Raw genomic sequence first — 23,746 nt, 5'->3', positions numbered from 1 at the left:
TAGAAATGAATATTTAAACTCATCAAAATATCGGAATCATAAGCGTAGTAAACGAGTTGAAAATAGTAGTAGAGTAATAATTACTCTACTACTATTGGCTGAATAATTTCATCTAATAATTTCGCAAGAACTATTTCGGCGTTCTGTTCGTTAAGCATATCTAAATGCTCACCAAAAAGCTCTATGGGTTCAACTTCTTTAAAATAGGGTTTCCAATGCGCCCCGTTTTTATCAAGCGTAGAGTTGTTACAACCAAAATATAAGAGTTTTCCGGCAAAGTATGAAGGAGTATGAGTGTTATATATATGCCACAAAAAGGTTTGATTATTTTTGATTTTTAATGCTTGGTTGCTGTTCTTCTCAACTTTATGGATAATTCTCTTGATAAATTCAGAATGATTATAAAAAAAATTGATAGTATTATTGAATAAATCGCCTCTTTTGAAAAAAGAAACAGTTTTTCTGAAAAAATCATTAAAAAACGGCTTTTTTCTGTATTTCTCCCTTCCCTCGATAATTCCGATAATACTATATTGCTCAACAGAAATGCTAGTAATAATATGATTCATAATAATAGCACCTGAACAAATACCAAGTATACCTATATTACTTTTGTCAGACTGAGGTATTTGTTGTAATATGTAATCTGTGGCATAAGCTAAGGTTCTGTTATCGGGGTGGGTATCGCTTATTTTCGGATAAGTAATGATTCGTATTGTGGCGTGTTCGGCCAGTTTCTTCAGAAATACCCTTGTGGCTTCTGCAGTGCCATACAATGCAGGGAAAATGTAAATAATGTTTTCGTGCGAGGCCTGTTTCTGGAGGTTTAAACCCTGTAAAAACGTATGAATTTCTTCTGGAGACATTTCTCCATGTATCCAGTCGGTAGGTAAGGTAGTATTAAGGTCAGACTCTAACTGTACCAGAAAATTAACGGCATTTAATGAGTCTCCACCGGCATCTTTCCACCTGATATTTTTATCAAAAGAATGCTCATCTAAGAACTTACTCCATACTTGCCGAAGAGTAGTATAAATGTAATCTTGTTCAGCATTATTTGTCTTATAGCCGGTTTGGGGTGTGCTTACCAGTGCTTCGGCCAGTAGTTTTAATGCTTTGCTATCATTCTTGAAGTTATGTAACAAAGGAATTTCATCTACCTGAATACACCTTTGCGGAATCATGTAAGCGGGTAGTTTTTCGGATAGCCAGTTTTTGAGTATAATTTCAGGTATTTGTGTGTGGCTAATGTAAAAAGCAAACATTGAGTTATGCTTGTCGGTGGTATGCAGTACTACTCCGCAACGTTCAATCGACGGATGGTTCATCAGTATTCCCTCAATTTCGCTGAGTTCAACCCTATAACCATTTATTTTAACCTGATTATCTTTACGTCCCAGAAATTCGAGTAGTCCTTCAGAATTAATTCTGCCTAAATCACCCGTTCTGAAAGTTCTCAGAGTGGTATCATGAGGCTTAATGCTAAACGAAAGAGCAGTTTGCTCGGGATTTTTCCAATATCCTAGTGATATAAACGGGCTACTGACCGTTATTTCGCCAGCCTCACCATCGGGTACAGGTTGGCCTGCTTCGTCAAGCAATTGCATGGTTCGGTCGGCAACTGCATAACCTAACGGAATTAATTCCTGATTAATCACTGTTTCATGGTTAATAAACCATTGCCGATAAATGGTCGCTATTTCTGTGGCTCCTATCCCGACGTACAGTAGGCAGTCGGACTGAAAAAAGCTCTTGTATAAGTCTACATCAGTATTATAAATTCTGTCGCCTGCCAGATAAATAAGCCTCACAGAGCTAAAAGCAGCTTTTTCAGGGTTTAATTTCAGAAAAGTTCTGAAAATATTAGGTATTGAATGATAAATCGTGATTTTTTCCTGACTTATAAAATCATCTAAGTTATAAAAGCCAGTCTTTTTCAGGTTTTTTATTATTAGCGTTGCTCCATTTAATAATGCCCCATAAATATCTCTGATAGCCCCGTTAACACTCGGAGAGTACAGAAGCGTAAGGCGGTCGTTATCTGATAAATGTACCGAATTGGTATACTGCATTACATCATGTAACAGATTGCGCTGGTTCTGATAAACACCTTTGGGAACACCCGTCGAACCAGAAGTGTAAATAATATAAGCTATATTATCGGCTGAGGCCGTAACATTATTAAGTGCGGTATCAGATATAGTTAAATTATCAATATAGATGCTGGTAAGCGTAGTTTCAAATACTGGGGTGTCGGTAGTAGTAATAATACACTTAAGACCAGACTGCTCAATAATTAAACGATTGCGAGCAATTGGCAAATCTATGTCTAAAGGCACATAGGGGCAGCCAGTAGCCAGCGAAGCCAACATGGCAACCGGAAAAAAAACGTTGTTAGGTAGGGCTATGCCTACGGGTTCTTTAGTTGCATTGGTTTTTTGCAAGGCAATGGCTATTGTTATTGCCCATTGATATACTTCCTGATAGGTAAGCTGTTGGTTATCACATTTCAGCGCAATTTTGTCAGGGTTTCTCTGAACAACTTCACTAAAAAGCTGGAAAACAGGCTTATTAAGCCACGATTCTTCAAATTTTCTGAAACGGATACTAACAGGCCCTTGAAAATCTAGTTTCATTTTAATACATAGTTTTTAGAGACACTCATCCATTTCAAAATACTTTCTTCGGGGAAATCGAGCGGCAAAACACAGCCTGCGGTAATCATATTACCCGGTGTAGTCTGGGCAATTAAACGGTGCATTTCGTGGTCATGCTGGCATTTTTCCATCTCTGAAGCTGGTAGCCCTACTAATAATCTGGATGCGTATTTCTTTAATACTATTGGCGAAATAGTTATTTCAGGGGTATATTCATAATGAATAAAACAATTTGACGGGATACTGCCCAAAGAGAGGTAAACATCGGCCCCGTGAATATGAAAAATATTGTAGAGCAGATTTTTACAGGCATTAAGACACCGTTCGTCAGAGTCTTTACCGAATTTTTCATATAATTCAGGTGTTAAGGCTCCGTGTCTCATGTGTTGTGTAACAAAATAAATACCTTGTGAACCTGCCTCTATTAACTGGCCGATAACATATAGCGTATTTTGCGTAATTTGCTCAATTCCTGCCAGTACTTTGTCGGGATATTGCTGTATATGCTCCAGAAAAATAGGTAAGCCAGCTATTTGTATAGCCTGCGAAACAGGGCAAAAAACGGTTGACATCACAGGCGTATTATCGGTTTTTTGCTCATATACAAGTTGGCATGCACCCACTATTTCCTGCATTAACGCAGGTTGTTTTTTAGAAAAATCAGGAAGCGTAAGCCAGTTGTCAGGTGTGTTGATAACCGTCTTTTTAATGATTCGACGGCCCAGGAAATCACCTTCCCAAGCATCAGTTATGCCATGGCATACTGCCTGCCAGCTACCTGCGGGGGTAATTTTGATGAAATCACAGTTGAATTTTTTTTGGAAATTCAGGGTTTGCTTGGCTAGCAGTTCTGCTTTTTGGTCAGCAATCGGGTGATGCTTCCAGAAAGAGACAAGCCTTTGCGTGTGTAAAGTTTCTTGATTTAGAAAAGCCATTTAAGTAATTTTTGAGTCCCAGTATAATAAATACTGAATGTATTGGTGTGATTACAAAGGAGTACAAATCTATATAAAAGCCGCTGTAATACAGATTTATAATGCTTAAAAAAAAATTAACGAATAATAAATGAGGTAATTTCAACGATGAATATCCTGACCAAAAACGTGTTCTTGATGAAAAATATAGTGTATATACGTATGGTAAAATCTTACACGGATTCCTGATTTGTCAGGTCATTAAACAAAATTCCTAAATATTGGATACTTTCAAATGTTAGGAAATAATAGCCTGAACCGAAAAAGTACCTGATTTTTAAGGTACAAGGCTAATAAGTTAATGCTTATTTCGTATTTAAATAAAAAATCAGGGCTCGTCAATTTGCTCTGAAAGACAAAATAAAAATTGATAACATTTTTTCTGTATCGTTTGACTAATACTAGTTTATATATTATTTTAAACCCTGAAAGTAATACCTACCCTGATGTTAGCAGAATTATATTACCCTTCGTCGCTAGAGGCCAGAGAATTAGATATATATCTTGCCGATGGCTGGTTCAGGATGGGACAAGCAATTTTTACGACCAATTTTCTGAAATTCAAAGAAGTACTTTATAGTGCTATCTGGTTACGTGTTGATTTGAATACTTTTGAAGCTTCGTCAACACAGCGTAAACTCCTGAAAAACAACGCAAAATTTAGCGTCAGTATTCGGAAGGCTTATATAGATGATACCAAAGAAGCACTTTTTCTAAAATACCAGAGTCATATATCTTTCGATACCGCTCCGAATCTGCAACAACTGCTTTACGGAAACGGGCAAAATGATATTTATGAAACGCTGGAAATCTGTATTTATGACCAAGATAAACTAATAGCCTGTGGTTTTTTTGATTTGGGCGAAACTACCTCGGCGGGTATTTCATGCTTTTATGACCCTGAATATAAAAAATATAGTCTGGGGAAATATCTGATGTATTTGAAGATGGATTTTTCTCAGAAAAAAGGGCTTGATTTTTTTTATCTGGGTTATTTCGCTCCTGGCTATCCATTGTTTGATTATAAACTGGATTTATCTAAAAAATCGCTGGAGTACCTCGACCTTGCTACGGATGTATGGTTGCCCATAGACCAATTCAGCTACGATACTATTCCGCTGGATATAATGATTTCCAGATTGAAAGGGCTGGAAGATTCGCTAAAAACAGTTGGAATAAATAGTGCGTTTCAGTATTATGATTTTTTTGACGCCGACTTAATTCAAACACTGAACGGATTACGGCTGTTCGATTTCCCTGTTATTTTGTTCTGCTTTGGCGTAAATCCGCACAACCCGATGGTAGTTTTCGACCTCAGAGACGAGCAATATCATTTAATTAGCTGTCATAGTGTTTATGAAACCATGTTCAAGGCTACCGAGAGCAATCGTTTTAATACGCATTTATTGCAACTGGCAAAAGTATTGTTTTCGAGTAAGTCAGCCGATACCATGGCAAAAGTTATTGCAACTGCCCTTCGGAAAAACACAAGAGGCGAGTTTTTTGTGCTTGATACCAGCCTTATCAATCAAGGGTTATAACTCTTAAAGTCAAATCAGGCATACTTGTCTTGCTGTGTGGCACATAATTTTAGCTTTATTCGGTAGTCATCACATCTAATAAAGCTAAAATTATGAAAACTAAAATACACATTTTTTTTGGTGTTGCATTAGTGTGCCTGTTTACCAACATACGGGCACAGGTTCCTGTGTCAGACCTTAGGCTTGAAAATTACAAATATCCTTTTCCTGTAAGTTATATTCAGATTGCCTCGCAGAAACAACACTACGAAATGGCATATATGGATGTAAAACCTGCAACACCCAATGGAAAAGCCATATTATTACTGCATGGCAAGAATTTTAACGGAGCATACTGGCAACAAACCGCCGAAGCCCTTACCAAAGCAGGGTATAGGGTAATCATGCCTGACCAGATAGGCTTTGGTAAATCATCCAAGCCTTTGTATTTCCAGTATTCGTTTCATGAACTCGCTAAAAATACCAGACTAATTCTGGATAAACTTGGCATCACCAAAATTAGTGTTTTAGGGCACTCTATGGGTGGTATGCTGGCCGTTCGTTTTGCTTTGATGTACCCTGAATTTACTGAAAAATTAGTACTTGTAAATCCGATAGGTCTTGAAGACTACAAACTCAAAGTGCCTTATCAGTCTTTAGATGAAGCCTATCAGAAGGAACTCAAACAAACCTACGAATCGATGAAAAAATACCAGATAACCAACTATTATGGAAATCAGTGGAAGCCAGCTTACGAGCAATGGTTAAAACCCATAGCAGGTTGGACACGCAACAAAAATTATCCGATTATTGCTTGGAATACCGCCCTTACTTCCGATATGATTATGACACAACCCGTAGTGTATGAATTTGAGCAGATACAGGCACGTACTTTACTGATTATAGGGCAAAGAGACAGAACGGCTATCGGGAAAGACACAGCCCCTGAACCCCTGCGAGCTACTATGGGTAATTATCCTGAGTTGGGTAAACTTGCGCAGGCACATATAAAAAACAGTAGATTAGTCCCCATCGAAGGCGTCGGCCATTTACCACATATCGAAGCATTCGATTCATTCATTCAGCCTCTTCTAGAATTTCTAAAAGAATAATTGCCAATAGCCTTTCTGTGGCTGTTGGCAGTATAAAGGGTAAATAAACATATTGTTAATAATTCCTTTTCTAAAGCCAGAAAAGGAATTATTACTTTTATATTTACAACCTGAATTTTATACCCAACTCACCCTGATATATTGTTAAACCACTGTTATGGAGACAAGAAGAGAATTTATTCAAAAAGCAGCTATTTTGGCAAGTGGTACCGGTTTAGCCGGAATGTTGCCTCCCGTTATTCAGAAAGCATTGGCTATTGACCCTAAAACTGGTAGTACCTATCTGGATGCCGAACACGTGGTAATACTTATGCAAGAAAACCGCTCTTTCGACCACTCTTATGGTACCTTGCAAGGAGTACGCGGTTTTAATGACCCTCGGGCTATTTCGCTGCCTAATAAGAATAAAGTCTGGTTGCAGTCAAATGCTGCTGGTGAAACTTATGCGCCTTTCAGACTTGATTTAAAAGATACAAAAGCAACTTGGATGAGTTCGTTGCCACACTCATGGGAGAATCAGGTCGACGCACGCAACGAAGGTAAATACAACAAATGGCTTGATGTAAAACAGTCGGGCAATAAAGATTTTAAGCGAATGCCTCTAACTATGGGGTACTACGACCGTGAAGATATTCCGTTTTATTATGCTTTAGCCGATGCTTTTACGGTTTGCGACCAGAATTTTTGCTCTTCGCTGACAGGCACAACGCCTAACCGCTTGTATCTCTGGACGGGTACTGTGCGTGAAGAACCTAACGAAAACTCAAAAGCTAATATCAAGAACGAAGATGTAGACTATGACAGATGGGCCCGTTGGAAAACTTTTCCGGAGCGTCTGGAAGAAAATAATATTTCATGGAAAATCTACCAGAACGAAATCAGTTTATCAACTGGGCTTGAAGGAGAAGAAGACGCATGGCTCGCTAATTTTACTGATAACCCAATTGAATGGTTTGAGCAATATCATGTGAAATTTGCACCCGAATATTATCAGTATCTCCAGAAAATGGAGAAAGTTCTGCCCGATGAAATTGCTGCATTAAAAACTAAAATAGCTGCTTTGCCTGCCGGAGCAACAGACATTGAAAGGCTCAAAAAAACATTAAGCCAGAAAGAAGAAGAGTTAGCAACAGCAAAAAAAGATTTACAAGAATGGACGCCTGAGAACTTTGAAAAACTTTCGGAGTTTCATAAGAATATTCACAAAAAGGCTTTTTCTAACAACAGAAAAGACCCACATTACCATGAACTGACAACTTTGGAGTATGACGATAACGGAACTAAAAGACAGGTGGCTGTTCCGAAAGGTGATGTGCTTTATCAGTTTCGGGAAGATGTAAACACAGGCAAACTGCCACAGGTATCATGGATTGTTGCCCCTGAAAACTTCTCTGACCACCCCGGCGCACCGTGGTATGGCGCATGGTATTTATCTGAGGTGATGGAAATCCTGACAAAAAATCCTGAGGTATGGAAAAAAACAATTTTTATATTGGCTTATGACGAAAACGATGGCTATTTCGACCACGTTCCTCCGTTTGTTGCGCCAAACCCGCATAAACCACACACCGGAAAGGTATCAGAAGGTATTGATGCTGGCGTTGAGCAAGTAAGTTTAGCACAAGAGCTAAAACGTAAACGCATTAACCCTGAACGTGACTCAAGAGCCAGCCCGATTGGTTTAGGTTTCCGTGTACCTTTGGTCATTGCCTCTCCATGGAGCAGAGGCGGGAATGTTTGCTCAGAAGTATTCGACCACACGTCTATCTTGCAGTTTCTGGAAAAATTCCTGAGCCATAAGACCGGAAAATCTGTAAAAGAAACAAATATCAGCCAATGGAGAAGAACCATCTGTGGTGACCTTACGTCGGTTTTTGAGCCTTACAATGGCGAAAAAATAAAACTACCTGTGTTTGTGCAAAAGGAAGCCTTTATTAAGACTGTTCATAAGGCTAAATTCAAAAATTTGCCTTCTAATTTTAAAGCACTGAATCCTACCGAAATAGCGCAGCTAAATCAAGGTAATGATTTAGGTATTTTACCTAAACAGGAGGCCGGAATCAGGAAGTCATGCCCTATTCCTTATCAATCGTATGTAGACGGAAAACTAGGGGCCGACAAAAAAACATTTACCATTGATTTCCATGCGTCTGATGAAATATTTACTAAAAAATCAGAAGGAACACCATTTATTGTGTATGCACCTGAGAAATTTGCTATTCGTGACCAGAATAACCAAAAAACTGGCTATGAAGACGTAAGAACTTGGAACTATGCCGTTGCTAATGGAGATACCCTGACAGATAGCTGGAGTCTGGATGATTTTGAAAATCAGCAATACCATCTTAATGTATATGGGCCTAATGGTTTCTTGAGAGAGTTTATCGGAAATGCTGCCGACCCATCGGTTAGTATTACCTGTGAATATCAAAGGCTTAAAACCGACAAAAAGAAACTTACAGGAAATATTGAGCTAAAAATCAAAAATCTTGATACACAAAAACCAGTTACCATCGAAATAACTGACCATGCCTATAAAAATGGCAACCATACCAAAACCGTAGCAGCAGGAGCAAGCTCAACCGTTGTGCTAGACCTCGGTAAAAGTTTTGGCTGGTACGATTTCAGCGTTAAAGTAAAAGGAAATACAACATTTGAAAAACATTATGCCGGTCATGTCGAAACCGGAAAACCAAGTTTTACTGACCCCGCTATGGGAAAAGTAATCTGACCATTTTAGGTTAGAGGTATATTGCAACAGCCATGAGATTACTCATGGCTGTTTTTTATGATACTCGCTGAAACTTTCCGTTTTATCTATATTACTTACCCTGAATTGATATAATCAGATTATTTATGTACTTTGTGAAGCAAAATACAATCATCTAAACAAACTACTAAAGTATATGAAGAGTCTGGTATTCTTGTTATTAGTATCAACCTCGATTCCGTTATTTTCTCAGAAATTTTCTGCTACCGAAGTAAATCGCTTTGAGCAACAAGCCCAACAGGTAACCATTATCCGTGATAACTGGGGGATTCCGCACATTTATGGTAAAACCGATGCCAATACCGTTTTTGGTTTATTGTACGCGCAATGTGAAGATGATTTCAAACGTGTAGAAATGAATTATATCGAAAAACTAGGACGTATGGCAGAAATAAAAGGAGAGGCAGAACTCTACAACGATTTGCAGATACGCTTGCTTATTGATACCACCGAAGCCATAGCAGATTACAACAAAGCAGAGCCGTGGCTAAAGAAATTGCTGAATGCTTATGCCGATGGTATTAATTATTATTTATATAAGCATCCAGAAGTAAAACCTGCGCTCATTACTCGTTTTAAACCGTGGTTTCCGCTGTTATGGACAGATGGCAGTATAGGGGCTATCAGTACGGCCGATGCCACCATAAGCGAATTAAAGAACTTTTATTCGGGCGATAAAGTAACCTATACCGATGCCCCCAAAGACCCTGAAATGCAGACAGGCTCAAATGGCTTTGCGGTTTCGCCGTCCAGAACGGCCTCGGGTAATGCCATGCTTTATATTAATCCGCATGTAACGTTCTATTTTAGGCCAGAGGTACAGGTTGTAAGCCAAGAAGGGCTGAATGCTTACGGAGCCGTTACTTGGGGGCAATTCTTTGTTTATCAGGGTTTTAACCCTTATTGTGGCTGGATGCACACCTCAAGTGCCGTAGATGTAGCCGATTTATACGCTGAAAAAATTGTAAAAAAAGGTGATAAACTTTTTTATGAATATGATAAACAACTAAAGCCCGTAAAAGAAAAGAAAATTGCAGTTCGGTTTTTACAGGGTGGGCAGTTACAAACCAAAGTTTTTACTACCTATTTTACACACCACGGCCCCGTAGTAGCCAAAAGAGACGATAAATGGATGAGCCTGAAATCTTTTAATCGTTCTATGGTAAGCCTTATACAAAGCTGGAAACGTACTAAAGCAAAAGGTTTCGACGACTTCAAGAAAGTGATGGACCTGAAAGCTAACACCTCGAACAATACCGTTTTTGCCGATAACAAAGGAAACATTGCTTACTGGCATGGTAATTATATTCCGGTAAGAGATAAAAAACTTAATTGGTCGAAACCAGTAGATGGCACTACAAGTGCCACCGAATGGAAAGGCTTACACACAGTTGACGAAACAGTACATTCGTATAATCCGGTAAATGGCTGGTTACAAAACTGTAATTCTACACCTTTTACCGTAGCCGGAATAAACAGTCCTAAAAAAGAGAATTACCCCGCTTACATGGCACCTGACGGAGAGAATTTCAGGGGTGTAAACGCCGCCAGAGTTTTAGAAAATACCAAAGACCTTACTGTTGATAAACTCATAGCGGCGGGCTATGATAACTATTTGTCAGCTTTTGAAGTATTAGTGCCTGCATTGGTAAAATCTTTCGAGAAAAATGTTTCAACCCAAGATTCCCTCTATGTTATTTTAGCTGAGCCTGTTGTGGTGCTTAAAAACTGGGATTATCGTACCTCCGAAAGCTCGGTTCCTACTACGTTGGCCATTGAATGGGCGCAGAAATTAGGTGGTGAAATACAAAAAATTTATATTGATGAAGGTGAAGCCGACCAAGTAACACGAACAAAAAAATTTGCCGAAGTGGCCACTCCAGCGCAGTTGCTCAGTCCGTTGGTTCAAACCATAAAAGAACTAAAAAACAAGTTTGGTACATGGCAAAAGCCTTGGGGCGAAATTAACCGTTTTCAACGCATAAGCGGAGAGATTCAAGGCAAATATGATGATGCACAAGAAAGTATTCCGATGGGATACGCTTCGGCACTTTGGGGAATGCTGCCATCATACAATAGCCGTACATACCCGAATACTAAAAAAAGATATGGTGTGAGCGGTAATAGTTTTATTTGTGCCGTTGAGTTTGGGCCACGCATTAAGGCTAAATCGTTGTTAGCTGGTGGAGAAAGCGGCGACCCCGCCTCAAAACACTTTAAAGACCAAGCCGAAATGTATACTAAAGGCCAGTTTAAGGATGTACTATTTTATAAAGAAGATGTGTTAAAGAACGCTGAAAAAACATATCATCCGGGTCAATAACACAGGTGCTTTAAACAAGTAAGGGCTTTTCTAGTTGAGAAAAGCCCTTACTTGTTTTTAATAGTTAACACCCCTTTAAATAATTAGTGGTTTAAGCAAATTTATCAATTCATTGAAATCGCTTGGTTTAGTAATGAAATCATAAGCCCCGAGTTGTTTTGTCAGACGTATTGTGGCGGGGTCGGCCGAGGTCGTAAAGATAATAATGGGTATCTGCAAAAGTTTTTCTTGTTTTTTAATATAACTCAAAAACTCTTGCCCAGTCATAAGCGGCATATTAAGGTCAAGAAAAATCACTTCAGGTTTTACTTCTCCTGAGGCTAGTTTCTCTAATGCTTCTCTGGCTGAATTAATATAATGATATTTAACAGAAGAGGAAATCTGCTGAATAGCAGTCATAAATATTTCCTGGTCATCATCGTCATCGTCAATTAATAAAATGTTGTTAAAAATCATTCGATAAGTAAATTAAGCTTGTTTTATTAGTGCTACTCAGCAACAACATTTCATATTTCCGAACTAAATATATAATAGTGTTAGTACTACGTAGGTAAATGAAATAATACGATTTTTGATTGAACTTGATTTCTAATACAAAATTAACGGATTCGAACAATATTTAATGATTATTACAACCTTTTATTCGTTAATTCTTCATAAAACTAGCTTTTAACGAATCGGTCATGATAATTATTACACCTTAAGCACTTGTTCAAAATGATTACTGGAAAACTAATTAATTCAGAAAGCAATGAACAATCAGCCAAGATTTGTTTAAAATAACTATAACCTAAATACCCCCATATTGGGTGACATTCCGAAAATTATTAAATTCGTAAATTAGCAGTTCAATTCTGGCTTATGTTATCACGACTGTTTATTATTGGGTTTTTGCTCAGTTTCCGATTAATGGCTATTCCGACCCTAGACCAGATAGGTTTAAAAGAAGGACTAAGCCAAAGTGAGGTTCGTACAATTCTGCAAGACAAAGAGGGCTATATATGGTTTGGTACGCAAAACGGCCTTAACCGCTACGACGGCTCCCAGATACAACATTTTTATAACAATCCTTTTGAAAAAAATACACTTTCAAGCGACGACGTTACCTTCTTATATGAAGACTCAAAACAAAAAATATGGGTTGGTACAAAACACGGGCTGAACAGTTTTAACAAGGTTTCTAAAGACTTTGAGCGTTATACCGACTTGTTCGGAAAAAACAAACCCGACTACACCTATATAGTTACAGGCATAGCAGAAGACCAGCAGAAAACAATATGGGTTACTACTTATGATGGTCTCTGGCGTTTAATACCCAAAGGCAACACTTATAAGGCTATTCATTTTAAGTACGATTCGACCAATATTAATGGTTTGCCAAGTTATGGTGCAGGATACATAGTGAAAGATAAAAAAGGAAACCTATGGATTACTACCCGATACGGTTTGAGTAAAATTGTTATCAAAGATACATCCAAGCAACCCGAACAGCAGGACGTAACTTTTACACACGTTAAAAATTCTGCACAAGAGTTTTATAAAAAACTGAATTTTCCGATACAAAGAATTTTTTGTGATGCCCAGAATAACCTCTGGATAGCCGCACAGGAAAAACTGTTCAGGCTCAACCTAAATACTTCTGAACTCTCCGATTTTTCAGAACAATTGGCAGAAACCAATGCTTTTATTTCGTCAGTAATTGTAGATAGGTTTGGCACTCTATGGCTTGGTACTATTGCCAGAGGGGTATTTCGTTATCAGTTGCAAGGTAAAAAACTTGAACTCATCGAACACATTACAGAGGATGCACTTAGTAAAAAAGGCTTGAAAAGCAGTACAATCTTTTCAATTTATGAAGGGAAGGAAGCCAACGAAGACATTATCTGGATTGGTACCCGCGAAGCAGGTGTGCATGTGTTCAGTCATTCAAAAAATAGCTTTAAGCAGTGGGATAAAATTCTTGCCAAAGAAAATTCGAGCGCAGCAACTTCGGTTTTCGGAATATGTAAAGATAGCTTTGGCGATGTATGGGTAGGCACCTATGAGGGCCTTTTCAGGATAAATGCACATAGTAACAAGCATAAGAAATATCTTTTCAGTAATATTAATAATCGACTGAATGCCCATCAGGCAATTTTTGAAGATTCCGAGAAAAACCTTTGGGTGGGTAGCAATGAAGGAATATTTAGGTATAACAGAACAGCCGACAAGTTTTATAAATTTCCTATTCCGAAAATAAAAGACCGAGAACCCGCCGTAATGAAGTTTCTGGAAGATAAAAATCATTCTTTATGGATAGGAACCGGAGGCTATTTAATGAACATAAAGGGTAAAACTGTCAGGACTTTCGATAAAACACCCGAAGGAGATATGCTTTCGGTAGCTGCGCTGGAAGAAGATAACAAGGGCAACTTATGGATTGGTACTTACAATGGCTTAGTGAAATTTAACCTGAAAACCGAAACTTTTAAAACTTATAAAAGTGACCCCAATCAGCCTAAAAGCCTGATTAACGACCTGATATTGTCGATACTCTACGATAAAAACGGGCAACTTTGGGTAGGAAGCCCCAAAGGACTCAGTAAACTGGTTATCGAGAACGGGAAGGAAAGTTTTGTGCATTATACCGAAAAAGACGGGCTGCCCAATAGCTTTGTTTATGCTACGCTGGCTGACGACAAAGGAAGAATCTGGATGAGTACCAATAATGGGATTTCGTGTTTTGACCCAGCCCATAAAACCTTTCAGAACTATTCATCTGACGATGGGCTGTCTAATCGGGAATTTAATTCAGGGGCGTATTTTCAAACTAAAAGCGGAGAAATATTCTTTGGTGGCTTGGGTGTAATGGTTAGTTTTCATCCTTTGCACATGACCAGTAACAAGCACTTGCCCAAGACTGTAATTACCTCGTTTATGAAGTTTGAAAAAGAGCAGAATCTGGATAGCTTACTAATGAAAGATGGTAAAATACATCTGAATTATGATGAGAATTTTTTCGCCTTTCGTTTTGCTTCGCTCGATTATACGAACCCCGAAAAAAACCAGATTGCCTACAAACTCGAAAACTTTGATAAAGACTGGGTATATTATGGCACACGCCGTTATATTAACTTTACTAATTTAAGGGCTGGCAACTATCTACTCAAAATTAAAAGTGCCAATAATCAGGGTTTCTGGAACGAAAAAGACATTTTAGCTATTCCGATTTCGATAGCACCGCCTTTCTGGCAAAAATGGTGGTTTTACCTGCTTTCAGCATTTGTATTAGGTACAATAATCATGACTATTTATCGGAGTAGGGTGAATCGTATTCTGGAAATAGAACGGGTAAAACTGGAAGAAAACGAACGTGTACGCAAAATTGCAGCACAAGATATGCACGACGAGTTCGGAAATTCATTAACGCGGATTTCGCTGCTAACGGAGTTAATTAAAAACAAACTGAAAAAAGCCGAAAGCGAAGAAGCATTGGTGCTTTTGTCAAAAATCGGAGATAACGCCAGTAGGTTGTATCAAGGAACCAAAGATTTTATCTGGGCTATTAATCCTGAACACGATAATATGTTTGAGATTGCCATCAGAATTAAAGATTTTTGTGACGAAATTCTGGACAACAGAGATATGCGATTTATTTGTGAGGGTATTTCGGAGACTTTTGCCAATATTAAATTGCCTATGGGGGCTAGTAGGCATCTGGTAATGCTGTTCAAAGAAGCAATCATGAATACCCTGAAACATGCCAATGCAACCGAAGTAAAACTTAATTTCAGGATTGATGGCAAAAAACTCTATATCTGTTGGCAGGATAACGGCATTGGTATTCAGGCTAATAAACCTAACAATGGCAACGGATTGGGTAATATCAGAAGCCGTGCAGAAAAAATTGGAGCATTAGTAGAGATTATCTCAAAAAACAATGAAGGAACAACCGTGAAATTAATCATCGACAAAATAAAAATATGAGCTACCAAAATACAAACCTTATCAAAATCTGCCTGGTAGAAGATGATAATATTATTCGAGAGGGATTTGTAACGCTTCTGAACGAAAATCAGGGCTTCAAAGTAGTAAGTGCTTATAATAATTGTGAAGATTTCCTGAAGAATGTTCAGAACGATAAGCCTAATGTAGTCTTGATGGATATCGAACTGCCCGGTATGAACGGAATTGAAGGCATTGAGCGTACAAAAAAGTTATATCCTCATGCACAGATTATGGTAGTGACGGTCTATGAAAACGATGATTTAGTGTTTAAAGCATTATGTGCTGGGGCAGGAGGGTACCTTACCAAAAATATGCCCTCTCAACGGCTTGTTGAAGCCATCAGGGAAATAATGAATGGCGGAGCACCCATGAGTACTAATATTGCCCGATTGGTGGTTGCCTCTTTTCAGAAAAACCATAATTCGCCGCTTTCTTCGAGAGAAACAGAAGTACTTGAGTTATTATCAAGAGGAAAAAGTTATTCTAATATAGCCGAAGGTTTATTTATTGATAAGGAAACCGTAAGAACCCACATCAAAAATATCTACTGGAAACTGGAGGTTCATTCAAAAGCCGAGGCCATTGAAAAAGCAATGAAAGAAAAACTCATATAGACTCTTTACAACTTTTTAAGCCTTACTTTTTCTTTTTAAATTTACAGTAAATTAACCAGACCACCCTGTATGATTATAAGAAAAAAAGAACACTGGTTTAAGATGCTTTTTGTGTGGCACGGCTCGGTATTGCCACAATTACTGCCACGGCTAGGTTTATTATTCGTTTTATCTTTAGCAGTTGTATACCTGCACGGGTACATCTTCTCGTTTAAAGTGCCACTCAATTCAACGCCATTTGCTTTGTTTGGTTTTGTGTTGGCACTTTTTCTGGGGTTTCGTAACAATGCAAGTTATGAGCGTTTTAGTGAAGGCCGTAAACTCTGGGGGGCTTTGCTCAATCATGCCCGTTCGTTAACTAGGCAAGCCATAAGCCTTGTTAACCTCAAAACAGGTAATCCTGAGCTAATAGAATTTGTGCAGCTGCTTAATTCGTTAGCCTATGCGCTAAAGCATCAGTTAAGAGGCACAGACCCACAGGCAGACTTGGAAAACCATCTTACCCAAAAGCAATTAGAAGTATTGGCCGACACACAATATAAGCCAATTATACTTATCAGCCTTTTGTCTGAGTGGGTTCAAAAGGCAAAGGCCGAGCATAAGATAGATTCTATTCAGCAATTGCAGTTTGAAGAAAACCTAAATAAATTAACCGACGTTGTTGGTGGATGTGAAAGAATTATATCGACGCCGATTCCGTATAGCTATCAGGTTTTATTACATCGTACTGTTTATATATACTGTTTTTTATTACCGTTTGGGCTGGTTGATAGCCTGTTGTGGCTTACACCATTTATCGTAGTTTTTATTGCTTACACTTTTGTAGCCTTTGAAGCAATAGCCGACGAAATTGAGGAGCCATTCGGGGTGGAAGCAAACGACCTTGCGCTTAATAGTATGTGCCAGAAGATAGAAACAACATTGTTAGAAATGATAGGCATTCATGCGGTTAGTATTCAGGAATCAGGCAGACAGATTATTGACTAATAAGGTTAATAAAGCTGCGTTATCCGAATACGCTTGTATTAATAGATAAAATTTCATGTTGATAAAAAAAGAAAGCTTAGTTTATCAACATGAAATAATTATACATTATGGTAATATTTGAATAGGGGTTTTATAATTTACTTACCCGATTTATCATTTGATAGGCTTGCACCTTGCCAGAGTTAGAAAAAACCTCAATTATGCCACTGTTTTTGAAGAACAGACACTTGCGTGTATCTCCGGTAAAATTTAGTCCGCTTTCTTCAAAACTCATCGATTTGAAGTTTCCTTTTCCATTCCCAAGTAACAAAACTCCTCTCGAGGCATCCTGCCTGCCCTGATGTGCTTCGTTTGCAAAAAAATTACCCCCTAAAAGTAAATCCATGTTTCCGTCATGGTTATAGTCTTCCGGTATTATAGAGAAAACAGGCGACTGTTGCGCTTGCCACGGTAGCGGTGTAAGCTGAAACCCTCCCTTGCCATCGTTAAGGGCTAGACAACTTCTTAGTTCGTACGCTTCTTTTCTCATAGCCCCTTTTTTATCAGCATCACTAAAAAGTTCATCAAACAGCACAGTTGAGTAATCTTTGAAATTGGTGAATCTTTTGCGGAAAGTATTGATTTGTAAATTCAGGTTTTCGCGGGGGAGCACAGGCACCAATTGCTTTTGAATATACTGCCCCATAATAGGGTCTATTCTGTTATTGTTATCAAAATCTTTGGCTAACATAACAATTGGTTGTTGCAGTGTAGCTTTATAAAAAGAGTTTAAACCTTCGTTGCCAAGCACAAGGTCGGGGTAGCCATCTTTATTAATATCGGTTGTTTGAATAGTATTCCACCAACCTTCTGTATGTGATTCTTGATATAGGCTTAACTTGCCTTTGTTGTTTTTAATAATGATAAGAGGCATCCATTCTCCGACCAATACCAATTCCTGATACCCATCTTTATTAATATCTGTTGCTGCGGCATCGCAAACCATACCGGTTTTTTGAAGAAAAGGTGCTACCTGAGCACTAACATCAGTAAAATTACCGTGGTCATTCCTGAGAAGATAGCTCCGAGGTTCAAACGGATATTGGTTAGGTAAAATACGCCCACCTATGAAAATATCAAGGTCATTATCGTTATCAATATCGATACTTACAATAACTTGGCTACTAACATTTAGTGTCGGAAAGTTGGTTGCAGGTTTGAAATGACCTTTGCCGTCGTTTAGCCATAGTTGTGGCTGAAAAGCCTCTGGTACATCTAAAGACCGCTCGCAACTTCCGCCAGCAAAAATCAAATCTTGGTCGCCATCTTGGTCGGCATCAAAAAAATGGATGGCACCTACTTCCATATTTTTGCTTGTAGCAATCTCTTGCACTTTTCTGAACCTGCCTGTTTTTTCCTGAATAAAAATCTGTGTTTCATTGCCCAACAGCGACCCTCCAATGGCAAGGTCATCAAGCCCGTCGGCATTAATATCGGCCTGTGCTACCGCTGGGCTTCCTTTCGAAAGCATCTTATGTAATGAAGCCGTCTGGTTAAAATCAACAAAGTAAGCCTCCTTATGTTCAAAATCAAGGGTTCCGTTAATGGCCTGAAAAAGTTTATCAGGCATATTTTCAGGCTCATTTTTTTCGTTAGCGTCTGAGTATTTCAGCGTTAAATGATGGGTTAGGCTATCAATGCTATATTTTTTCTCGATTTTACCGTCGGGCCATGTTACAATCAGCGAATCAATTTTGGGCGATTGCCCCATGCCAATTAAAATTTCATCAGGCATCGATGAAAGATAACCTCTGGCAGGGTAATTTTCAAAAACAAGAGATTCGCTGCCTACCCATGCACTTATTTTAGCACCCAAACCAGCTTTGTTGCTGGTACTACCTTCAAAATTTACTTTTAAGCTATGGTTTTTGGTTTGGGTTTCTGAAGAATTTTTAAAAACAGAGGCTTCGCTATCAATGTTATTAATAATAAGGTCGAGGTCACCATCATTATCAAGGTCGGCATAGGCAGCACCATTGGCGTACGAAAGTTCATTTACACCCCATTTTTCGGATACATCTTCAAATTCAAGATTATTTTTATTGCGATAAGCATAATTTTTCAACGGAATTTCCGGCACTTTTTCCATTAAATTCCTACGATTTTCTGCCCTTGATTTATCAGAGCCAAACATATCTTTGTTACGGTAATAATTGATAAAATCAAGGTCAGTTACGTTTTTCCGGTAACCATTCGATACAAAAATGTCTTTCAGCCTGTCGTTATCTAAATCACAAAGCAGGGTAGACCAACTCCAGTCGGTTTTAGCCACACCAGCCAGCAGGCCATTTTCACTGAATTGAGGGATACCGTTATCATTGCCAACATTCACTTGCAGCATATTTCGCATATACTGTAATTGGTAGTTATATGGTGCATGAATACTCATTTCCTTTTTATCATAATCGGGTTTCCCAAGCATTTGTTTTTGTCTTGCATTTTCTTCGGGTAGCATATCCAGTTGAAAAATATCTATTTTCCCATCCTGATTCATATCGGCGGCATCAATGCCCATACCCGACAAAGCGGTGTGGCGGGTGGCTGTTTTTATCACATTTTCAAATTTGCCATTACCTTTATTTAAATAAAGTACATCCGAACTCAGGAAATCATTCGAGCAGTAAACATCTGGTAAGCCATCATTATTGAAATCAGATACTACTACGCCAAGCCCCAGACCTTCATAAATAATACCAGCGTCTTTCGATACATCTTTATAAACCGGATGCCCGTTGGCCAGCCCATAGTTTTGAAATAATTTACTGGTAGACGGGTGCGAGCCATCATCGATAGAGGGCCTCAGATAACTGGGATTTTGTGTGTCAGGCGAGGTATTCAATAAAAACATATCGAGGTCACCATCCATGTCATAATCAAAAAAAGCTGCTTGGGTTGAGTACCCTGCATAGTCGAGGCCATAAGCTGCGGCCTCTTCTTTAAAAGTTGGAGAGGCTGTTTTTTGATTAATAAATAACAGGTTTTGTGTTTTGCTCATTGATTTATGGTAAGCCACCGAAACATAAATGTCATCCCAACCGTCGTTGTTAATATCTACTATCGAAACACCGTTGCACCAGCGGTCTGTGTTAACACCTGCTTTGGTGGTAATTTTTTCAAACCTGAGTTGCCCTTTATTGAGATATAGTTCGGAACTGACCTGATTACCCGTCAGAAAAATATCTTCGAGGCCATCATTATTGAAATCTGCAACCCCTACGCCGCCGCCATTATAAAAATTAGTAAAGGTAAAGGCATTCAAGGAGTCGTTGGCGTTAAGGGTATTAACGAAATCAACCCCTGTACTGGAAGCAGGTAGTTTTTCAAACAGTTTTGCGGAATCTTTCTTGCATCCGGCTATAAATAATAGGCAAATTGGAATAATAAGGATAGGTTTCATAATAGGTAAAATAGAAATAGGCTGTGATTTTAATTAAATATTTCAAGAAAAACTCAGCTTACTGTTAAAATAATACTAGTTAATAAAAAAAAAATCATATTTAGTTTTTTTTCACATTATTATGTGTACATTTGACACATAATTGTTTGTGTTAATCTGACACATATCAAAATTATTAAAAAAAAGTAATAAATAGTTCTATTCTTACAATTTATTTTAACTTTTCAAAAATGAAGGTAAACAATTACAAACCGACCATCCAGCGCGGTTTATCACGCAAGTCGATACGACTGTTGCTGTTTTTTTTATTGTCTTTATTTTCAGCAGGTACACTGATGGCACAGGTCAGAGGTGTAGTCAAAAATGAAAATGGTGAGGCATTTCAAGGAGTGAACGTTTTGATTAAAGGCGAAACCAAAGGCACAATAACCGATGCCAACGGCCGCTACGAATTAACGGCTTCGGGCGAATCAACCCTAGTATTTAGCTTTTTAGGGTATAAATCGCTTGAAATTAAAGTAAGAAATCAGAAAGAAATAAACGTTTCTTTAGAAGTTGATGATGCTTTGATGGAAGAAGTTATCGTGGTTGGATACGGAACCCAAAAGAAATCATCGCTTACAGGGGCAGTATCTTCGATTACAAATAAAGAATTATCTACCCAGCCTGTTATCAGTGCTACACAAGCCATGCAAGGGCGTGTGGCTGGGGTATCAATTGTGAACAACAGTAGCCCGGGAGCCGAGCCAGTGGTGCGTATCAGAGGCGTAGGCTCTATCAGTTTGAACCCTAACCCATTATATGTAATTGACGGCGTTCCGGCAGGAGGGTTAAATACCATTGCGCCAACCGATATTGAATCAATCGAAGTATTGAAAGATGCCAGTGCCTCGGCCATTTATGGGTCACGTGCGGCTAACGGTGTAGTACTCATTACTACCAAAAAAGGAAAATCAGGAAAAATAAGTGTTAATCTTGATTCGTACGTAGGTACGCAGTCAGTATGGAAAACTCTTGACCTACTCAATAGCGAAGAATATATAAAATACGGAACAGCCCTATTAACGGCATCAGGGCAGCCTATCCCTGGCCGTTTTTCGGCAATGAATACGCCCATTTATAATGGTGCTTCAACAACCTTTGCACAAACTCAAACCGACTGGCAAGATGTAATGTTTAGAAGTGCACCTATCTATAACACTCAGTTGTCTTTATCAGGCGGAACAGACAAATCAAGATTTTATCTGTCTTTAGGAAACTTCAAGCAGAATGGGGTGCTTCCGTATACTGAATATGGTCGCCAGAGCATAAGATTAAATTCTGACCACAATATTTCAAAATTCATTACTATCGGCCAGACCATGATGGTATCATCAGATAAACGTATAGCCGAAAGAGATGCAGGTGGCAGAAGTTTAATAATGAACATTATGCGTATGGTGCCTTACTGGCCTGTAAGTGACCCAACCAAGCTTGGTGGTTATAGCACAACCGCTCAGGGGCTTGATGCAACTGACCCCGAAAACCCTATGCGTATTGTGGCTCAGGAACAAAAAGACCAGATTGACCGCTCTTTCAAGATGTTAGGTACATTATATGCCGAAGTAAAGCTATTTAACTGGCTGAAATACAAATTTACTATGGGTGGCGACTACTCAAGTTCAATTTTTACAGGATTTGTACCTATTTATAACGATGGAAACCGTAGCCGCCAAACGGCTGAGCTTTCTCAGAACAGAGGGCAGTATTTCTCTTCAATCTTTACTAATCAGTTAACTTTTGACAAAACCTTTGGCAAACATTATATTAACGCTACGGGAGTTATTGAAAGACAAAACGCCAGATTCAGATCTATTAACCTTACTGGCCAAAGACCTGACAATAACATAAAAGAGATTCAGGGTGCTGCTAATATCAATGGTAATACTTCAAGCTCAGAAAACACACTGATTTCGTATGTTGGCCGTTTAAACTATGAATACAACAACAAATATTTATTAGGTGCTTCAGTACGTCGCGATGGCTCATCGAAATTTGCTCCCGGCAAAAAATGGGGAACCTTCCCTTCGGTATCGTTGGGTTGGAGAATCAGCGAAGAAGCCTTCATGAAAGAACTGACAGCAGTTTCAGAATTAAAAGTTAGAGCAAGTATAGGGGTAACAGGTTATAACTCAATTGGTGATTATGACTGGCAACCGTTGATTTCGGCCAATAGTACCAATTACTCGTTCGGAAATGCCTCACAGTTAGGCTCATATTTCAATAGTCTGGGTAATACAGGTTTAAGCTGGGAAGAAACCACTATGAAAAACATCGGGTTAGATATTTCGTTATTCAATAACAAAATTACCCTTTCAACAGAACTATACTCACGTAAAACAGATGGTCTTTTGCTGAGAGTTCCTCTGCCAGATTCAGAAGGATACTCAAACAGCCCACTTGCCAACGTAGGTAGTATGCAAAATAATGGTTTTGAGCTAGCGTTAGGTTACCATATTAACAAAAAAGACTTTAAGTCAACAATTACGGGTACTTTCGATTTAGTAAGAAACAAAGTGTTGAGTCTGGATACACCAAATGCCACAATCAATGCTGGTAATAATGCCGATTTCGGAGGGTTTGATATAACCCGTACAGAAGCTGGCCATCCATTCCAGTCTTTCTATGGCTGGCAGGTTGAGAAAATCTTCCAGAACGAAGGTGAGATTGCTGCTGCTAATGCTGCTGATGGAGACTCTAAAACACCGTATCAGAATGAAATGACCAAACCTGGTGATATTAAATTCAAAGACCTGAACAATGACGGTAAAATTGATGCCAACGACAGAACTTATCTTGGTAGCTATCTGCCTAAATTCTCTTATGGTTTAAACTATTCAGGAACCTTCAAGAATTTCGATTTTGCTATCTTCTTCCAAGGCGTTTATGGCAATAAAATCTATAACGGTACAAAGGTTATCGGTCAGGGAATGCTAAGATTATTTAATGCAACTACCGATGTACTTAATGCCTGGACACCAAGCAATACCAATACAGATGTACCAAGAGCCGTTAGTGGTGACCCTAACCAGAATGCAAGAACCTCAGACAGATTTATTGAAGATGGCTCATACCTGAGATTAAAAAATCTTACCATTGGCTATACTTTGCCAACTGAGAAGATTTCAAGACTTACCAACAACGTGCTTTCTAAAGCAAGAATTTATGTGACAAGCCAAAACCTGTTAACCATTACAAAATATACAGGCTATGACCCAGAGATTGCTTCCAGAAATAATAACTTACTTACCAATGGTGTAGACTACGGTATGTATCCACAAGCACGCACGCTTACGATTGGTTTAAACCTTGGTTTTTAATTTAAAA

The 23,746-nt window shown here is 38.6% G+C and carries 12 protein-coding genes; 8 read left to right on the top strand and 4 right to left on the bottom strand.

The window, feature by feature from the left end; translation table 11 throughout:
* Positions 1-80: 80 nt before the first annotated feature.
* On the bottom strand, positions 81-2,636 hold the full coding sequence (locus WAA15_RS08435) for a non-ribosomal peptide synthetase (protein ID WP_337042287.1): 2,556 nt from the start codon (positions 2,634-2,636) through the stop codon (positions 81-83).
* Complete coding sequence (locus tag WAA15_RS08430) at positions 2,633-3,592, bottom strand: uroporphyrinogen decarboxylase family protein (protein WP_337042286.1); 960 nt, start codon at positions 3,590-3,592, stop codon at positions 2,633-2,635. Before WAA15_RS08430 ends, WAA15_RS08435 begins: the two co-directional genes overlap by 4 nt.
* 485 nt (positions 3,593-4,077) lie before the next feature.
* On the opposite strand from WAA15_RS08430, the gene WAA15_RS08425 reads away from it, so the two are divergent.
* The 4 genes from WAA15_RS08425 (at position 4,078) to WAA15_RS08410 (ending at position 11,356) form a co-directional block, all read left to right on the top strand.
* The gene (locus WAA15_RS08425) at positions 4,078-5,172 is read left to right on the top strand and encodes an arginyl-tRNA--protein arginylyltransferase (protein WP_337042285.1); all 1,095 of its coding nucleotides are present in this window, start codon (positions 4,078-4,080) and stop codon (positions 5,170-5,172) included.
* 92 nt (positions 5,173-5,264) lie between these two features.
* Entirely contained in the window at positions 5,265-6,263 is a 999-nt protein-coding gene (locus tag WAA15_RS08420; protein ID WP_337042284.1) for an alpha/beta fold hydrolase, read from the top strand.
* A 157-nt stretch (positions 6,264-6,420) separates the two neighbouring features.
* A complete protein-coding gene (locus tag WAA15_RS08415; protein WP_337042283.1) occupies positions 6,421-8,994 on the top strand; it encodes a phosphocholine-specific phospholipase C in 2,574 nt (857 codons plus the stop codon).
* A gap of 175 nt (positions 8,995-9,169) precedes the next feature.
* Positions 9,170-11,356, top strand: coding sequence for a penicillin acylase family protein (locus tag WAA15_RS08410; protein ID WP_337042282.1), 2,187 nt, complete (start codon positions 9,170-9,172; stop codon positions 11,354-11,356).
* A gap of 75 nt (positions 11,357-11,431) precedes the next feature.
* Here WAA15_RS08410 and WAA15_RS08405 read toward each other — a convergent pair whose 3' ends face one another.
* Positions 11,432-11,812: a response regulator gene (locus tag WAA15_RS08405; RefSeq protein ID WP_337042281.1), complete on the bottom strand. Its 381-nt coding sequence runs from the start codon at positions 11,810-11,812 to the stop codon at positions 11,432-11,434.
* Positions 11,813-12,217: 405 nt separating this feature from the next.
* Between WAA15_RS08405 and WAA15_RS08400 the strand changes: the two genes are divergently transcribed.
* The 3 genes from WAA15_RS08400 to WAA15_RS08390 all read left to right on the top strand — a co-directional run bounded on the left by WAA15_RS08400 (position 12,218) and on the right by WAA15_RS08390 (position 16,944).
* Positions 12,218-15,322 carry a ligand-binding sensor domain-containing protein gene (locus WAA15_RS08400; RefSeq protein ID WP_337042280.1) on the top strand — a complete coding sequence of 1,035 codons (3,105 nt, stop codon included), beginning with the start codon at positions 12,218-12,220 and terminating at the stop codon, positions 15,320-15,322.
* Positions 15,319-15,957: a response regulator transcription factor gene (locus WAA15_RS08395; RefSeq protein ID WP_337042279.1), complete on the top strand. Its 639-nt coding sequence runs from the start codon at positions 15,319-15,321 to the stop codon at positions 15,955-15,957. Before WAA15_RS08400 ends, WAA15_RS08395 begins: the two co-directional genes overlap by 4 nt.
* Before the next feature lie 69 nt (positions 15,958-16,026).
* Complete coding sequence (locus tag WAA15_RS08390; protein WP_337042278.1) at positions 16,027-16,944, top strand: bestrophin family protein; 918 nt, start codon at positions 16,027-16,029, stop codon at positions 16,942-16,944.
* A gap of 130 nt (positions 16,945-17,074) precedes the next feature.
* Here WAA15_RS08390 and WAA15_RS08385 read toward each other — a convergent pair whose 3' ends face one another.
* Positions 17,075-20,380 carry a VCBS repeat-containing protein gene (locus WAA15_RS08385; protein ID WP_337042277.1) on the bottom strand — a complete coding sequence of 1,102 codons (3,306 nt, stop codon included), beginning with the start codon at positions 20,378-20,380 and terminating at the stop codon, positions 17,075-17,077.
* A gap of 230 nt (positions 20,381-20,610) precedes the next feature.
* Between WAA15_RS08385 and WAA15_RS08380 the strand changes: the two genes are divergently transcribed.
* Positions 20,611-23,739, top strand: coding sequence for a SusC/RagA family TonB-linked outer membrane protein (locus WAA15_RS08380; protein ID WP_337042276.1), 3,129 nt, complete (start codon positions 20,611-20,613; stop codon positions 23,737-23,739).
* The last annotated feature ends 7 nt before the right edge of the window (positions 23,740-23,746 follow it).

Source organism: Emticicia sp. 17c (genome assembly GCF_037153985.1).
Lineage (GTDB): Bacteria > Bacteroidota > Bacteroidia > Cytophagales > Spirosomataceae > Emticicia.
This window is presented reverse-complemented; position numbering and strand designations above follow the sequence as displayed.